General features: G+C 41.6%; 18 protein-coding genes. 15 read left to right on the top strand and 3 right to left on the bottom strand.

Going from position 1 to position 15,547, the window contains the following annotated elements; all coding sequences use genetic code 11:
* Position 1: 1 nt before the first annotated feature.
* Positions 2-250, bottom strand: a complete 249-nt coding sequence (locus RLN88_RS13340; RefSeq protein WP_350221906.1) for a hypothetical protein — start codon at positions 248-250, stop codon at positions 2-4.
* 173 nt (positions 251-423) lie between these two features.
* Between RLN88_RS13340 and RLN88_RS13335 the strand changes: the two genes are divergently transcribed.
* From RLN88_RS13335 to RLN88_RS13295, 9 genes are all read left to right on the top strand, one after another.
* Positions 424-612: a hypothetical protein gene (locus RLN88_RS13335; protein WP_350221905.1), complete on the top strand. Its 189-nt coding sequence runs from the start codon at positions 424-426 to the stop codon at positions 610-612.
* A gap of 99 nt (positions 613-711) precedes the next feature.
* Positions 712-1,326 (top strand): hypothetical protein, encoded by a 615-nt coding sequence (locus tag RLN88_RS13330; protein WP_350221904.1) that lies wholly within the window; start codon positions 712-714, stop codon positions 1,324-1,326.
* Positions 1,326-1,700, top strand: coding sequence for a DUF423 domain-containing protein (locus RLN88_RS13325; protein ID WP_350221903.1), 375 nt, complete (start codon positions 1,326-1,328; stop codon positions 1,698-1,700). Before RLN88_RS13330 ends, RLN88_RS13325 begins: the two co-directional genes overlap by 1 nt.
* 154 nt (positions 1,701-1,854) lie before the next feature.
* Positions 1,855-2,013: a hypothetical protein gene (locus RLN88_RS13320; RefSeq protein WP_350221902.1), complete on the top strand. Its 159-nt coding sequence runs from the start codon at positions 1,855-1,857 to the stop codon at positions 2,011-2,013.
* 180 nt (positions 2,014-2,193) lie between these two features.
* The gene (locus RLN88_RS13315) at positions 2,194-3,846 is read left to right on the top strand and encodes a serine hydrolase domain-containing protein (RefSeq protein WP_350221901.1); all 1,653 of its coding nucleotides are present in this window, start codon (positions 2,194-2,196) and stop codon (positions 3,844-3,846) included.
* On the top strand, positions 3,843-4,940 hold the full coding sequence (locus RLN88_RS13310) for a serine hydrolase domain-containing protein (protein WP_350221900.1): 1,098 nt from the start codon (positions 3,843-3,845) through the stop codon (positions 4,938-4,940). The genes RLN88_RS13315 and RLN88_RS13310 overlap by 4 nt, the downstream gene beginning before the upstream one ends.
* Before the next feature lie 703 nt (positions 4,941-5,643).
* Positions 5,644-6,105, top strand: coding sequence for an HNH endonuclease family protein (locus RLN88_RS13305; protein WP_350221899.1), 462 nt, complete (start codon positions 5,644-5,646; stop codon positions 6,103-6,105).
* Between the two features lie 177 nt (positions 6,106-6,282).
* Positions 6,283-6,531, top strand: coding sequence for a type II toxin-antitoxin system ParD family antitoxin (locus RLN88_RS13300; protein ID WP_350221898.1), 249 nt, complete (start codon positions 6,283-6,285; stop codon positions 6,529-6,531).
* The gene (locus RLN88_RS13295) at positions 6,524-6,820 is read left to right on the top strand and encodes a type II toxin-antitoxin system RelE/ParE family toxin (RefSeq protein WP_350221897.1); all 297 of its coding nucleotides are present in this window, start codon (positions 6,524-6,526) and stop codon (positions 6,818-6,820) included. The genes RLN88_RS13300 and RLN88_RS13295 overlap by 8 nt, the downstream gene beginning before the upstream one ends.
* A 237-nt stretch (positions 6,821-7,057) precedes the next feature.
* Here the strand turns inward: RLN88_RS13295 and pyk are convergent, their stop codons facing one another.
* Together pyk and RLN88_RS13285 are read right to left on the bottom strand one after the other, a co-directional pair.
* A complete protein-coding gene (pyk, locus tag RLN88_RS13290) occupies positions 7,058-8,488 on the bottom strand; it encodes a pyruvate kinase (protein WP_350221896.1) in 1,431 nt (476 codons plus the stop codon).
* 23 nt (positions 8,489-8,511) lie between these two features.
* Positions 8,512-8,940, bottom strand: coding sequence for an IPExxxVDY family protein (locus tag RLN88_RS13285; RefSeq protein ID WP_350221895.1), 429 nt, complete (start codon positions 8,938-8,940; stop codon positions 8,512-8,514).
* A 113-nt stretch (positions 8,941-9,053) separates the two neighbouring features.
* On the opposite strand from RLN88_RS13285, the gene RLN88_RS13280 reads away from it, so the two are divergent.
* From RLN88_RS13280 to RLN88_RS13255, 6 genes are all read left to right on the top strand, one after another.
* A complete protein-coding gene (locus RLN88_RS13280) occupies positions 9,054-9,290 on the top strand; it encodes an acyl carrier protein (protein ID WP_350221894.1) in 237 nt (78 codons plus the stop codon).
* Between the two features lie 24 nt (positions 9,291-9,314).
* Complete coding sequence (fabF, locus tag RLN88_RS13275; protein ID WP_350221893.1) at positions 9,315-10,568, top strand: beta-ketoacyl-ACP synthase II; 1,254 nt, start codon at positions 9,315-9,317, stop codon at positions 10,566-10,568.
* Complete coding sequence (gene rnc, locus RLN88_RS13270; protein ID WP_350221892.1) at positions 10,569-11,294, top strand: ribonuclease III; 726 nt, start codon at positions 10,569-10,571, stop codon at positions 11,292-11,294.
* Positions 11,291-13,117, top strand: coding sequence for an NAD(+) synthase (gene nadE / locus RLN88_RS13265; RefSeq protein ID WP_350221891.1), 1,827 nt, complete (start codon positions 11,291-11,293; stop codon positions 13,115-13,117). Before rnc ends, nadE begins: the two co-directional genes overlap by 4 nt.
* 6 nt (positions 13,118-13,123) lie before the next feature.
* Positions 13,124-14,146, top strand: a complete 1,023-nt coding sequence (locus RLN88_RS13260; protein WP_350221890.1) for a helix-turn-helix domain-containing protein — start codon at positions 13,124-13,126, stop codon at positions 14,144-14,146.
* Positions 14,147-14,244: 98 nt separating this feature from the next.
* Positions 14,245-15,450 (top strand): S41 family peptidase, encoded by a 1,206-nt coding sequence (locus RLN88_RS13255; protein ID WP_350221889.1) that lies wholly within the window; start codon positions 14,245-14,247, stop codon positions 15,448-15,450.
* Positions 15,451-15,547 lie beyond the last annotated feature (97 nt).

Raw genomic sequence — 15,547 nt, 5'->3', positions numbered from 1 at the left:
GTTACCAATTGCTGATTAGATGGTTGGTATCTTCCGCCTCCAAAACCAGGTTGTGCTTGGTATGTCTCTTTCCGTGGTACAGACCCTGAAATCTGGAATGATCCATGGGGTCTAAACCAAGGAAATGATTGGAATCGAAATAGCTCCCTGCTCCATCCCGTATCCGGTGATGGAAACTCCTGGGGTGCAAGTGTTTTTTCTCTGCTACATACATGACCTTATCCTTTTTTGATGGGATGAAAGTCCACATTAATCCTGAATTAAACTATGATCCCAATCAATGAAATGTCTGATTTATTTCAAAAACAGCCCATTTTTCCAGCAATTGCAGAATGGCAGGAAATAGAAGATGGTTGGCAGGAATTTTAAATTAAACTATCAGACTTTAGTCGTGTCAAATACGAATCATAAAGCCACCATACGATGAAAGTAATTTGGTACAACACCCTGCAGCGAGCCTACCAGTTTGGAAGCTACGAAGAATTCAAACTTCAGATTTCCGGAATGCCTAATGAAATACTGGCACTGGAGCGGTTTAGAGATGCATCCGAAAACACGCTCAAAAAAATTGTTGCCGAGTTGAACAAGTGTCAGCTCTCGCGCCTAAGATAATCCCCTGACTAGGGATTTTTGACTATAGCTGGTTGACACCCCTGACGCTTGTCAGGGGTTTTTTATTATATCTTTGAAATAATCAACAAAGCACCCGTCATGAAAGCATCCCTATTCACACTACTCTCCGTCCCCCTGCTAGTTTTTGGACAAGCCAAAACAGCCGAAGAATTGCGGGCTCAAGACCTGAAAAAATACAGCATTGAAAGTGCAGAAATCACCTACGAAATCACCGGGGATGCTGAAGGAGAAGAAGTCATGGTTTTCACTGACTATGGATGGACCAGCCTGAAGCAGCAGACGATGACGTTTGAGCTTTATGGCATCACGAGCACTCAGAATGTTCATGAAATTACGGACGGAGATTTCATCTATCGGGTGAACCCGGAAGACTCAACCTATGTGGTACGCAAAGATTTCAAATGGAGCCAGCAAGCATCCTACAAAAGCCCTGATCAGGTCTCTGAAGCAATTCTATTTTCCATGGGCGGAGAGCAGCAGTCGGACTCCACACTTATGGACAAAACCTGTCAGGTATGGACGTTTGAAGGAAAAGCTATCCAGGAGCTTTGGGTGTGGAATGGCCTGGTGCTGAAACGAAAAGCCAAGCTGGGTGACCGGCTCATTGAAACCACTGCAACAGAAATCAAACTGGATGTTTCTCCTAATCTGATTCTGTTCACCTTCCCTGAATATTATACCGAACAGAAGTAATGCATAAACTCTTCCTCATCATCTCTTCCATCTCAGGAATACTTGCCGTATCACTCGGGGCGTTCGGGGCGCATGCACTCAAAGACAAACTAACCAAAGCAGGAACACTGGAAACCTACCAGACGGCTGTGCAGTACCATTTTTATCATACACTGGCATTGCTAGCGATTGCTTTGCTCCTGACAAAGGTTCAAAGCCAATGGCTCAATTATGCCGGCTACAGCATGACCTTCGGCATCCTGATCTTTTCAGGATCACTTTATGTGCTTTGCTTTACTGGGATGAAATGGCTCGGAGCGATCACACCAATCGGCGGACTGTTATTTATCGCAGGCTGGGTGTGCTTGCTGATGACTGCTTTAAAGTCGTTGTGATGCAATAGAGTTTGATTCCATATTTCTTTGTTTCAAGTTATGTTAAATCTATTTCAGCATCTATTTGTAAGAATAAACCCTGAAACAAGTTCAGGGGTGACATTAGCATCAATGAACCCTTCTTTAACATACCTTATGGAACTAAATTGAAGAAATGAAGACCAAAGAATGCCCATCCTGCGCCATGGAAGTAGACCCCTCCTCTAACGTCTGCCCGATCTGTCAGTATGAGTTTGCCGAAACCAAAACCAGCTACAAGTGGATCGCCATCATTTTGATTGTGGTAATGCTGCTGTATCTGTTTGTTTTTTAAGAAACGGTATATTTGATAACAAAGAGTGCGTGTTATATCCGACAACAAACGCTTACAAACGACAAATAATTGATTTTGTAACTGTCAGTCAGTTAGTTAGATGAATCGCACTTAAAAAATATATAAGGAAAATAACGCGCACTGTGCGCATTACATTATAGTTGTGTGTAATTAGAGAAAATGAAAATAAACATCCTCATATTAGTTTGCCTGCTGGTTACCACTTCTTGCAATGCTCAACGAACCTTTGACAATTATATAGGTGGCTGGTCTGGAACTTGCGAAGAAAAAAATCCATTCCTATTTGACATTGAAATCATTCCAACTGAAGATGGGATTTTTGCCAATTTTACAGGCAAGCACAATACAACCAAACTTCTTCTTAAACCTGAAAATAACAACTATCTAGTTGGGAAATTCGAAAATCAGCTCACTATAAGAATAGATACCACCAGCACAATTCCAATTGTATTTGTTCAAACAGGACATCATTTGTCGAATATTGAAGTAAGTCAGTCCACATCAGGAACTTGGAAAGGCAATTGGAATCTCTTGATGGAAGGTCCGACTTTGCCAACCTTCTATTTGTCCTTGGATAAGCAGGATGACGGCAGTTATGCAGCTTCTACTTTTTTTAAAGAACCGACTTATCATTATATGTTGGCGCAAGATTTTGGCTTTTCAGAAAACAAAATTGAATTTAGAGACCTTCGCTCCAATATCAAATTTAACGGTGTATTAAAGAATCAGCGTATAGACCTTACGCTTCGCTTTCTGAATGAATTCACTCAAATTGAACTGTCACCACTACCCCATGACCAATGGCAAATTGGACAATCGTCTGAAATAGAAAATGAAAATAGCGATGTAACTCGATTCTCTCAACTTGTAATGGACATCAAAAGTGATACTCTAGAAAGAACCCATTCTGTGGTCATTTCTCAATTTGGAGAAATCATTTTTGAAAAATACTTTAATGGTTTCACATCTAATACCCCTCACGATACACGTTCACTTTCTAAAAGTTTTGCTTCTGCAATGGTCGGAATAGCTATTGCAGATCAAAAACTTAAAGATGAACATATACCTATCAAGAACTTTTATGAAACCCAGTATCCTGAAATAGCTTGGAAGGATGGGAAAGAAAACATCACTATTCTACATCTGCTCACTATGTCGAGTGGATTAGATGCGATTGACTTTGGACTGAACAGAAACTCCTTTGCCAACGAGGGCGCATACCAAAATGAGGAAGATTGGACGAAATACATTCTCACTGCCCCGATGGTTTCCGAACCAGGAAAAACAGCCAATTACGGCTCTGGAAATCCACATTTGCTTGCTCCCATTCTGAGTGCTTCAATAGATGAAAGACTTGAATTTTATATACATAAAAAATTATTCCGACCGCTCTCAATTAGCAATTATCGAATACAAACGAATAATGCAGACCAGCCTTATTTTGGCGGAGGATGGTATTTGACACCCAGAGCTTTACTGAAATTTGGTCAACTCTATTTGAACAAGGGGCTTTGGGAGGGCAAAGAAGTGATGCCACGACAATGGGTGGAAAAGTCCTTTCGCAAGTACGGAATTCTTGAAAACACCGTGAACAAAAACGAATATGGCTACCTCTTTTGGCACAGAAGCTATGATGTTAATGGCAAGACCGTTGAATCGATAGAAGCCAGAGGATCAGGGGGGCAATATTTATTTATCATTCCTGAATACCAATTGGTAGCTGTCATTACTTCGGGCAATTACAGAAATGGCAAAGGATTTCAGCCTGAAGACATTATGGAGAAATATATTTTAAAAAAGATTGTAAAATGAATCGATCACTCATTCTTTTCCAGGGTTTAATTATCGCCTTCTGTATAGGTGTATCAATATCTTCCTATGGTCAAAGAAAACCTATTCCTAATCTTCCAGAAACTGGAGTGGAAGAGGCCGGGTTTAACCGAGATTCCATTAATAACCTCTACACCAGAATTGAAAATACGGAGCACAAAGATTTTAGAGGTTTAGTGGTAATCAAAGACAACAAAATAGTCATTGAATGGTATTTCAATACTTTTTGGCGGAATCACATTCATGATATCAGATCTGCTGGAAAGAGCATTACATCTCTGCTCCTGGGCGTCGCGATTAAAGAGGGCTTGGTTCAAAATATTGATCAAGATGTTTACTCCTTCTTTCCTAAGGAGAAGTATCCTTCCTTGCACGAAGATTACAAGAAAATCGAAATCAAGCACCTGCTCGATATGAGTTCGGGGCTGCATGCAGATTCAGATGATCCGGAAACCCCCGGCAATGCGGGTCAGTGGATTGGAAGGGATGAATGGGTTAGTTACCTCCTGAGTATTCCAATGATTGAAGAACCGGGTAAAAAATGGGTTTATGCGGACATCAACGCTGCGCTGATCGGAGCAATAATCGAAGAAAAATCTGGAATGAGCCTACGGGATTTTGCCAAAGCAAAAGTATTCGATCCCTTAGGTATCGAGGATTTTTATTGGCAAACGAATGCCTCTAATCAAACAGTAGCCGCAGGGAACTTATATCTATCAACTTTAGATTTTGCCAAACTTGGTGTCTTGGTAGCAAGCCATGGACGATGGGGAGAGGAACAAATAATTCAGTCAGATTACATAAAAAGATTACGGACACACCAAGTATTCGACCTGACCGATTACTGGTACCTAACGGATACTTATGGGATGCTTTGGTATAAATCCGAGAGAGCTTATAATGGCAAAAAAATCGAATATCTATTCGCTTCAGGAAACGGAGGGAATCACCTGATCGTCGTTCCCGAAATGAATATGGTCATCGCATTAACGTCAAGTGCATACGGACAAGGTTATGCTCACCGAAGAGCTTATGCCATTCTTGGGAAGATTCTTAGTGCATTAGAGAGCTATTAATACATGTACCAAATACCCTTTACCCTTTCTACTGTTATTGTATTGGCGATTATATCGCAAGGACTGTTTGTGGTTATCTTATTGCTTTTTAAAAAAGCGAATCAAAAAGCCAATAGGTACCTAAGTGTTTTGATTTTCATTTTCATTTTATGGTTGCTCGACACCTTTTTTAGGGTGGCTAATCTTTATGGTCAAAATGCCAATCTGTATTTTTTGCCTATATACTATTCCTTTGCTTTTGGACCTCTAATTTTCTTTTATACCAAAGCACTTACTCACCCAGATTTTCAATTTAAGAGAACGCATTTATGGCATTTTCTTCCAGCCTTATTTCAAGCGGGTTTGTATATTTTTTTATCATTTAAAGGGTACGAATATAGACGTTGGTTTTGGTTAGAAGTGCATAAACCTTTTACTTATGATTTCGAGTTTAATATAACCTTGGTATCGCTTATTATCTATTTAGTGCTATCCCTTCGGCTTTTAAAAAAATACCAAGTTTGCATAAAGGAAACTACTTGAAGGCGAGGAATTAACGGAATTCACCTTTCTCGATTTAGTTGAGATAATTGATGTTCGTGTTTATAAGGTTAGAGGTACCGATCCCAAGGCTGATATTTCAAGGCTTGCATATGATATAACTCACGAAGAATGGTCTAACGAAAATATTGAGAATTGGCTCATTTGGTTTAATAGTCGCTGGATGAATGAAAATGAATTTCGCAACAATCTATATGGCTCAATTTATCAGAAGAGCAGAGCTGTTTTACCCATGATACTTTTGGACTATTCAGAACATTTATCTGGAAAGATATTCGACTTGGATTCACTAAAAACCTTTGTTAAAGGTAAGTCCTTAACAATCGAACATATACTTTCTCAAAAGCCTAAGTTTACTCTTAAAACTCATGGGTTTAAGAGTAATGATGAGTATCTCGAATTCGAACATACATTTGGTAATCTAACTCTATTAGAAAAGTCGCTGAACAGTAGCGTGAACAATAAAAATGTTTATGATAAGGTAACTTATTATGATAAGAGTAAATTCAAAATCACCCGATTATTGGCAACACAGATAACCCATAAAGATCAATTTAAGAAAGAAGATATCGAAGCACGAACAGAAGAAATTGCCAACTATCTCGAAGAAAAATGGTGGTGCTGAAACATAAACTAAAGGTAACAGTCACTATCATCCATAAGCTTACTGAGCTTTTTGCAAAGGCTGGTGGGATGAGATACTTTTATAGATATTTGAAAAGTCCAGCTTACGGATGATAGTTGGACGTTGATGTGGAATTTCGGCATTTGAAGTTTTACCAATTTTTGGTAACTTTGAAGCATGAGCAAGAACACATCCATTTCACTCGGAAACTACTTTGATGACTTTGTCAAACACAGTGTTTCAGAAGGTCGTTTTAAGAATGCTAGCGAAGTTATACGAGCCGGACTAAGGCTTCTTGAAGAAGAAGAGAACAAGGTTATATCGCTTAAGAAAGCTATTCAAGACGGTATCGACAGTGGAATTGCTGAAGACTTTAACCCATCAACACATTTAAATCAATTAAAGTCGGCAAGGTCGAATGGGTAAATACCAACTAACAAATCTTGCTGTTCAAGACTTATCTGATATTTGGAACTACACTTTTGATAACTGGTCTGAACGACAAGCGGATAGCTACCATGAACAACTTGTGAACGCCTTTGAATTCATTGCTTCAACTCCTAGTCAGGGACGTAATTACGCCGGAATAAGGGCGGGTTTGTATGGATTCAAAGTGAACCGACATATCGCTTTCTTTCGCATAATTTCTATCGAGCTGGTGGAGATAACGAGAATTCTGCACGAACGCATGGATCTAAAGAATCGACTGAAATAGTCTACAAACAAATGCTATGAATGAATGGGGTTTCATCGGTCAGGAAAAGTTTGGTGGCACTTTGAAAGTCCGTCACGTCTGCGCGACCCGAAGTTTTAAATTTAAAATCAAGGCCGAGCGCTTAGGCATGGCTATGTGCGAGACGTGAGATTAGTGCTTTTCTAATCCTCACTCATCAAAGCTGGTCGTTGCGAGTAATCACAGAACCCGAATCACATCGTTATCAAGGGCTCGCTATTACTCCACCACGTGGATCTTCATCATGTTGGTATGCCCATGCCAGTGCTGCGGCATGGAGGCGGTATTGATGAAGATGTCTCCTTTTTTTAGGTTGCCGGAATCAAGGAGCTTTTTCTCGATCTGCTCCAGCGTTTTGTCAATATTATCCTGTGAATCGAAGTAAAACGTTTTCACTCCCCATACCAGGCACATCTGGTTGAGCAGCCGCTCATTGTTGGTAAACAAGTAAATCTCTGATCGAGACCTGTGCATGGAGGTGCGGAATCCGGTATATCCTGATTTGGTCATGCACACCAAGGCTCGCGCATTGGTGTTTTCAGCCAGCCTGCATGCCGCGCGAATGAGCAGGTCATTCATCCGGGTACTGGATTCAAATTGTTTATCGTAATATTTGTTGTAAATGGAGTCTGCCTCCATCTCCACGGCCTTGATGGTCTCAGACATTTTCTGCACGGCCTCCACCGGGTACTTTCCAGCAGCAGATTCAGCCGAGAGCATTAGAGCATCCGCTCCATCCATCACTGCATTGGCAATGTCATTTGTTTCCGCACGTGTAGGACGTGGGTTTTCGATCATGCTCTCCATCATCTGGGTGGCTATGATCACAGGCTTGGCGGCCTGGTTGCATTTCTCTACGATCTTCTTCTGCCAGATCGGCACCTTGTGCATGGGGATTTCCACCCCCAGGTCTCCCCGGGCTACCATGATCCCGTCTGCCTCCTCAATGATTGCATCTATATTTCTAAGTGCCTCCGGCTTCTCAATCTTGGCCACCACCTTGGTGGTTTTTCCTGCCTGCTCGATAATCTGTTTGAGCACCCGAATGTCTTCCGGTTTGCGCACAAAGGACAATGCCACCCAGTCTATATCCTGAGACAAGCCAAACTTTAGGTCTTCCAAATCCTTCTCGGTAAGCGAAGGAGCAGAAACTACCGTATCTGGCAGGTTAATTCCTTTTCTTGATTTTAGCATTCCTCCATACACCACCTCTGTCTCAACCTCTGTTTCATTTACCGAAATAGTCCTTAGCTCCAGATTCCCATCATCGATCAGGATTGTGTCCCCCGGTTTCACGTCATTCACAATTTCCTTATAGACTGTGCTTACCCGCTTATTATCCCCCTCCACTTCCTCAGTGGTTATGATCAACTTTTGTCCCTCCGCAATCTCTACCCCTCCATCTTTCATCAAACCTATGCGAATTTTTGGCCCTTGTAAATCCTGCAGCAAGGCAATGCGATAGTCCTTTTCCTGACAAACATCCCTGATCATCTGAATGACCTTTTGGTGATCTTCATGAGAACCATGGGAAAAGTTTAGCCGAAAAACATTCGCGCCAGCTTCGGCCAGACGGGTGATCACCTCCCGGTTATTGCTGGCAGGACCCAGCGTCGCTACAATTTTGGTTCGCTTCGTTGCAGAATTCATTTGGTGAGGGTTAAAAATATGGTCTAGTAAAGTAGATTCTCCTTTGATTTCAGGTTATCAAAATTAAGGCGCACAGCATACTCTATAATAGTAATCTCCTTGATTATTGCGTTAACGTTTTCGGAAGTAAGCCCATCCGTATCATCTTTAAACTTCAGTAGGTAATCAAACTGCTTCAGCTCAGGCATCAGAAGTTGATTTTGGCCACTCCTTCCACCTACCAGCCTGTTCTGCAAAAGCTCAATTGTGAGGTATTCTGTCTCGTACCGATAATTAGAAATAAGGATTGAAGTGTTATCCGCATACTCGATTTTGATCTCGTCCTGTTTTACCAAAGAAATTTTTAAAGCCTGATTCAGGTACCAGGCAAGCTTGTACTCCTTTTTGTTGCATACAAGACCAAATAATTCAAAATCAATAGCATAACCTTCATCTAATCGATTTTTCTTCATAGAAAGTGCAAGCTAAGACCTAAATTCGCAATAGTTATGTCTCAAATCACTAATTTGATTTTAGTTTGAGAATATATTTCTTTGCATCTCATTTTTAACCAAACATTACAAAAATGTCTGAAATAGCACAAAAAGTAACGTCAATCATCATTGACAAACTAGGTGTAGAAGAGTCTGAGGTTACTCCAGAAGCAAGCTTCACCAATGATTTAGGAGCTGACTCTCTTGACACTGTAGAGTTGATCATGGAGTTCGAAAAAGAATTCAATATTTCTATCCCCGATGACCAGGCTGAAAACATTGCCACTGTAGGTCATGCTATCACTTATCTAGAAGAAAACGTTAAGTAAGTAACCCAGCTTATTTAGATACTTATGGAATTAAAACGAGTCGTTGTAACCGGAATTGGTGCCCTTACTCCTTTGGGAAATACTAAAGATGAATATTGGGATTCTTTGGCCAAAGGTGTAAGTGGCGCGGCTCCTATCACTCGTTTTGATACCGAAAAATTCAGAACAAAATTCGCCTGTGAAGTGAAAGGGTTTGACCCGCTTGACTTCATAGACCGAAAAGAGGCTCGCAAGATGGACCCAAACACCCAGTATGGGATGGTGACGGGCGAGCAGGCTGTCTTTGATTCGGGAATGGATCTGGAGAGCGTGGACAAAACCAGGATCGGGGTGATCTGGGGTTCAGGCATTGGTGGATTCAGCACTTTCCAGGATGAAGTGATGAACTTTGCTCAGGGAGATGGAACACCAAGATTCAACCCATTCTTCGTTCCGAAAATGATCGTTGATATCACCCCTGGATTGTTATCCATCAAGTATGGTTTCATGGGACCAAACTTTGCGACTGTATCCGCATGTGCATCATCAAACCATGCAATCACCGATGCTTACACATACATCCGGTTAGGAAAGGCCAATGCCATTCTTACCGGTGGATCGGAGGCTGGAGTAATTGAATCTGGTGTAGGTGGTTTCAATGCTATGAAAGCCCTGTCCGAAAGAAATGATTCCCCGGAAACAGCCTCCCGGCCTTACGACAAAGACCGTGACGGATTTGTGTTGGGTGAAGGTTCTGGTGCAATCATGCTGGAGGAATTGGAGCATGCAAAAGCTCGAGGAGCTAAAATCTATGCTGAAGTATTAGGTAGCGGCATGTCTGCTGATGCGCATCACATCACTCTTCCGCATCCGGAAGGTGCAGGAATTGAGTTGGTGCTAAAAAGTGCACTTGAGGACGCTGGAATCACACCTGATAAGGTTGATTACCTGAATACTCACGGAACTTCGACACCTGCAGGAGATGTAGGAGAGTTGAAAGCTGCTCAGCGAGTGTTTGGAGCTCATACTCCTAATATGAACATTAGTTCTACAAAATCAATGACCGGACACCTACTTGGTGCTGCTGGTGCCATTGAGTTTATCGCCTGTCTTATGGCAATTGAAAAGGGGATTGTTCCTCCTACTATTAATCACTTCACGGATGATCCGGAGATCGATCCAAGCTTCAACCTGACCTTCAACAAGGCTCAGAAGCGTGAAGTAAATATTGCGATGAGCAATACCTTCGGGTTTGGAGGCCACAATACCTCCATTGTTATAGGCAAATACAACGGATAAGTGTCATCGTTTCCGAAAAGATTATCGGGCCGGCTTCTCAATTCATTCAAATCTGAAAAAAAACTTCGTCAGTCTTTTCGATTGATTACAGGTAGGTCTCCCATAAATCTTGCGCTTTACCAGCAGGCTATGCGGCACAGTAGTGTAGCCTCCACCAATAATCGCGGCATCAAAAACTCTTACGAAAGACTTGAGTATCTGGGAGATGCCATCCTGGGCATGATCATAGCGGAATACCTCTATCTCACCTATCCTTTCAAGGAAGAAGGATTCTTAACAGAGGTACGAGCTAAAATCGTAAACCGTGAATCGCTCAATCGACTCGGACAAAAGATTGGATTGAAGGAGCTTGTGCAATATCAGCAAAGCTCACGAGCACATCGGTCCGTGTATGGAGATTGTATGGAAGCCTTAATTGGAGCGGTTTATCTGGATCATGGGTTCAAATTTTGTAAGAGGTTTGTGATGCGGAAACTCATTAGACCTCATTATGATCTGGATGAACTGATATCCACTACTACGAATTTCAAAAGCAGACTGCTTGAGTGGTCGCAAAAAGAAAATAAAGACCTCCGATTCGAAATCATCGACGAAGAAGATCGCAAGTTTACCGCACAGGTATTCCTAAATGACGCACCCATGGCCAAAGGTTTTGGTTTCAGTAAAAAGAAAGCGGAGCAGGATGCAGCCCAAAAGACCTACGAGCAACTTAACTTAGACGAATGAGTCGCAAACTAAAGCTGGCAGGCGCATGTCTCAATCAAACACCAATAGATTGGGAGAATAACCTTCTAAATATAAAATCAGCAATTGATGAAGCTAAAAGCGAAGGCGTGGACATCCTCTGTCTACCGGAGCTTTGCATCACCGGATACGGCTGTGAGGATCTCTTTCTAAGTGAATGGCTTCATGAATCTGCACTCGACAAATTAAAAGAGATTGTTCTTCTCACGACTGATATTGCTGTCACAGTTGGTTTACCAGTCCGTATAGACGGGAAAAACCACAACACCACAGCTTTCATTGCTGATGGTGAAATCAAAGGCATTTATGCCAAGCAAAAACTGGCCAATGATGGGGTACATTATGAACCTCGCTGGTTCACCCCCTGGCCTTCCGGAAAAACTGAGACGTTCAAGATCGATGGGGAAGCTATTCCATTCGGCCATATAACCCTAGCTCATAAAGGAATTGAAATTGGCTTTGAAATCTGCGAAGATGCATGGCAGCCGGATCGTCCGTGCGAGCACCTTAATACCAAAGTGGATCTGATCCTCAACCCCAGCGCTTCGCATTTTGCGTTTGGGAAGTCGACATTCAGGGAAGAGCTAGTGATCAAAAGCTCACACCAGTTCGATTGTGTTTACCTCTATGCCAACCTTTTGGGCAATGAGTCCGGACGCATGATCTACGATGGAGATGTATTGATCGGGCAGAAAGGGAGGCTAATTGGTCGTAACCACCGACTCTGGTTTCACGATTACCGTCTCCTAACTGTTGAAGTGGACTTTGATAATGACACTTCCTCTGAGAACATTAAACCCCACTATAGCGACCGAAAAGAGGAGTTTGCTCATGCTGCAGGTCTGGCATTATTCGATTACTGTAGGAAAAGCCGAAGCAAGGGTTTTGTCCTCTCTCTTAGCGGCGGTGCAGACTCCAGTACAATTGCTGCTTTGGTCAGCTTTGCAATAAGAACCGCACTAGATCAGCTAGGCAAAGCTGAACTGGAACGTAAGTTTGGCTTTGAGCTGACTGGAGATACTGCGAAGGAAATTACTCAACAACTCTTAACAACCGCATATCAAGCAACTAAGAATTCCTCTGAGGCGACATTTACTTCTGCGAAGAATTTGGCTGAAAGTATTGGAGCTACTTTCTACAATTGGACGATTGACGATGGAGTGAATCATTATCAGTCAACCATCGAAGGGGCAATTGGGCGAAAGCTCACCTGGGAACAGGACGACATCACGCTACAAAATATTCAGGCCCGGTCCCGAGTTCCAATCATATGGATGCTGGCCAATCTGGAGAACAAACTTTTACTGGCTACCTCCAACCGAAGTGAAGGAGATGTTGGTTACGCAACCATGGATGGTGATACCAGTGGCAGCATCTCCCCCATTGCCGGGGTGGACAAGCATTTCATATTACAATGGCTGAAATACGCTGAGAAAGAGTTGGGCTTCTCCGGACTGAAAGAAGTGAATGCGCTCACCCCTACTGCTGAACTGCGACCAGAAGATCACCACCAGACAGATGAGGATGATCTGATGCCGTATGAAGTTCTAATGAAGATTGAGCGGGAGGCAATCCTGAAGGGGAAGTCGCCGAAGCAGGTCTATGAAGCGCTGAAAGGTGAGTACACATCTGAGTACCTGAAAAATTGGATCAGGAAGTTTTACCAACTCTGGACCCGCAACCAATGGAAGCGTGAACGCTTTGCTCCCAGCTTTCACTTTGATGATTTTAACATTGATCCGCGCTCATGGTACCGCTTCCCTATTTTGAGTGGTGGGTATCGTGAGGAGTTGAGCAATATTTAGATCAGAATGGCTGATTTCAAAACCATAACTGGAATTGTAATCGTGATTTTGTGCATCAATCTGGCTTTAGCTGTATTGATCAAGAGAAAAAAGAATCAACCATTGAACCCATTTACATTTCTGGTTTTTCTAATATCAATAAATTTTCTCAACCTAATCCTTATCCAATCTGGAGTGCTCTCACCATTCTTAAATTACTTCGGTGTTTATGCTCTTGGTTATGGACTTACCCTAAAAACCTATAGATTCAATGCTCTAGGAATTTCGCTATCTAAAAAACAGAAAGGCCTTTTCACAGGAGCTCTAATTACAACCTTTGCAATCACTACCATACAATTCCTTACAAAAACTAAAATCCAGCTTTTTGGACTGGATGATCTGGAAACCTTGCCGGGCATCCTGCTATTGAGCTATGAAACATTAAAGGGATTTGAATCAATGAGGATAGATTCAAAAATCGATAGAACCCGAAAAGTCTTATATTATTTCTCTTTTTTCATCACCGTTCTTCTAATACTGGAGTTTCTTACTTCACTGCTTCCCCTGGCCGGATGGAGTAACAAACTCATTATATCCATCTTCATTGCGACGTACATCTTCATCAATACGCTCTTGATTATTGCACTAAGAGCATCCAATGAAAAGTATATTTCCAATCACAAAAAATACTCTTCTTCCAATCTTTCAACGGATGAACTTTCTCTCATTGGAATTCAAATAAAAGAATTCCTCGATTCAAATGAAGATTATCATGATCCGAAGTTTTCATTGGAACAACTCAGTGTGCGGCTAGATATATCAAAATCTCAGGTGTCTCAGGCAATCAACAGTCACTTTGAGTGCTCCTTTTTTGAACTTATCAATACCTACAGAGCCAAAGAGGCGATAAGAATTTTGACCAACAATACTGAAGAACTTAGCATTAAGCAAGTCATGTATTCAACTGGATTCACTTCCAAATCTACTTTCATCAAATACTTCAAGAAACTGTCAAACACCACTCCATCAACATTCATAAAAGAGAGCTAATTGGTTCAATTAAATTGATTGAACTCCTTAAGTGATCAAATACGCAACTGAACAATTAGGCTGACGTCTTTTTGCAAAACCATTTTAGACGTCAACTTATGAAACAATTGCTCAAGAACACTTTTATCCTTTTAATATCCACTATCAGCTTTAGCTGCAGCAGTCAGAGCGAAAAACCAATAAGCAAAGGCAAAGGGCTTATAGAGGAAGTAGCAGAGTCCATAAAATTGTACTACTACGATGAAGAGGTGGCAAACAAAATTGCCAATCACATGATCGAAACGCAAGATAGAGGAGAATTCTCAGGGCTATCCAAGGATGACTTGATTGCAAAAATCAATGTTGAAATTCATTCTATCAAAAATGATCGTCACATTCAGTTAGTTAGTACGAATGGCAACCTAAAGCTACCGTGGGATCAATCTTTCATTCGTGAAATAAAATTCCTTTTCGGAAACATCGGATACCTGAAACTATATCAGTTCCCACAGCCAACCGAAGATATCCTTAACCAACTGGATGGATCATTGACTCTACTAAAAGACACTGAGGGATTGATCATAGACCTTCAAAACAATCGAGGTGGACACCCTGATCTGGTGTCTCATTTGCTTGGATACTTTGCGGAGGATGAAGTTACCTATGATACATTTTATGAACCCCGAACTGGCAAGCGTCATGAATACAAAACCAGAAAAAAGAAGCATAGCACTTTCTTCAATAAGCCGCTGACTGTTCTAGTAAATGAGAATACAGGGTCCGTAGCAGAATTGTTTTCTTATGCAGTTCAAAATCTCAATATCGGAAAGGTATATGGAACTCAAACGTTGGGAGTGGTCAATCTGGCAGAGTATGTCCCACTTTCCGATGGCTTCTATTTATTGATTAGTAAAGGCATTCAACAAAACCCTCTGAACTCAGTTGGTCTGGAAGGTCACGGGGTAACTCCGGATATTATCTCAAATACCCCACAAGATGCCGGACACCTACAAATGATCAATCAAATTCATGGCGAATCCTTTGAAAACTGGCTCACAGTAGGATCGGCTTCTCTGGAAGAGAACGAGCTTAAATCATTTGTGGGGATGTATGGATGCATCCAAATCAGATTTGAAGATGGAAATCTCTATTATCAGGATCACTCGGGTTTCCGATATAAACTAATACCGATTAGCGTGACGACCTTTTCACTTGAAACCAGCTCGGATGAACGATTTAGAGTGATGTTTGATACGGCAGGCTCAACCTTGAAAAAGGTTTACTTCAATGGGGATATAGTTTCCTATCAGAAAAAAACTGATTAGAGGGGGTTAGCGTTATCCTTCCACTTACATAAAACATGTATTTATATTTTTAAGAAACGTGAAATAGCTACACGTAATCCAGATTCGGTTTGGTGGC

The sequence above is a fragment of the Ekhidna sp. genome (genome assembly GCF_040223195.1).
Lineage (GTDB): Bacteria > Bacteroidota > Bacteroidia > Cytophagales > Cyclobacteriaceae > Ekhidna.
Note: the sequence above shows the minus strand (reverse complement) of the source record. Positions and strands in the feature narration are given on the sequence as shown.

Excerpts from the sequence above, each read along its gene's own strand:
- RLN88_RS13335 (WP_350221905.1), top strand. The coding sequence starts at position 424 with ATGAAAGTAATTTGGTACAACACCCTGCAGCGAGCCTACCAGTTTGGA.
- RLN88_RS13330 (WP_350221904.1), top strand. The coding sequence starts at position 712 with ATGAAAGCATCCCTATTCACACTACTCTCCGTCCCCCTGCTAGTTTTT.
- RLN88_RS13305 (WP_350221899.1), top strand. The coding sequence starts at position 5,644 with ATGAATGAAAATGAATTTCGCAACAATCTATATGGCTCAATTTATCAG.
- RLN88_RS13280 (WP_350221894.1), top strand. The coding sequence starts at position 9,054 with ATGTCTGAAATAGCACAAAAAGTAACGTCAATCATCATTGACAAACTA.
- nadE (WP_350221891.1), top strand. The coding sequence starts at position 11,291 with ATGAGTCGCAAACTAAAGCTGGCAGGCGCATGTCTCAATCAAACACCA.
- RLN88_RS13325 (WP_350221903.1), top strand. The coding sequence starts at position 1,326 with ATGCATAAACTCTTCCTCATCATCTCTTCCATCTCAGGAATACTTGCC.
- RLN88_RS13300 (WP_350221898.1), top strand. The coding sequence starts at position 6,283 with ATGAGCAAGAACACATCCATTTCACTCGGAAACTACTTTGATGACTTT.
- RLN88_RS13260 (WP_350221890.1), top strand. The coding sequence starts at position 13,124 with ATGGCTGATTTCAAAACCATAACTGGAATTGTAATCGTGATTTTGTGC.
- RLN88_RS13255 (WP_350221889.1), top strand. The coding sequence starts at position 14,245 with ATGAAACAATTGCTCAAGAACACTTTTATCCTTTTAATATCCACTATC.
- RLN88_RS13340 (WP_350221906.1), bottom strand. The coding sequence starts at position 250 with ATGTGGACTTTCATCCCATCAAAAAAGGATAAGGTCATGTATGTAGCA.
- RLN88_RS13285 (WP_350221895.1), bottom strand. The coding sequence starts at position 8,940 with ATGAAGAAAAATCGATTAGATGAAGGTTATGCTATTGATTTTGAATTA.
- fabF (WP_350221893.1), top strand. The coding sequence starts at position 9,315 with ATGGAATTAAAACGAGTCGTTGTAACCGGAATTGGTGCCCTTACTCCT.
- RLN88_RS13295 (WP_350221897.1), top strand. The coding sequence starts at position 6,524 with ATGGGTAAATACCAACTAACAAATCTTGCTGTTCAAGACTTATCTGAT.
- pyk (WP_350221896.1), bottom strand. The coding sequence starts at position 8,488 with ATGAATTCTGCAACGAAGCGAACCAAAATTGTAGCGACGCTGGGTCCT.
- RLN88_RS13315 (WP_350221901.1), top strand. The coding sequence starts at position 2,194 with ATGAAAATAAACATCCTCATATTAGTTTGCCTGCTGGTTACCACTTCT.
- RLN88_RS13310 (WP_350221900.1), top strand. The coding sequence starts at position 3,843 with ATGAATCGATCACTCATTCTTTTCCAGGGTTTAATTATCGCCTTCTGT.
- RLN88_RS13320 (WP_350221902.1), top strand. The coding sequence starts at position 1,855 with ATGAAGACCAAAGAATGCCCATCCTGCGCCATGGAAGTAGACCCCTCC.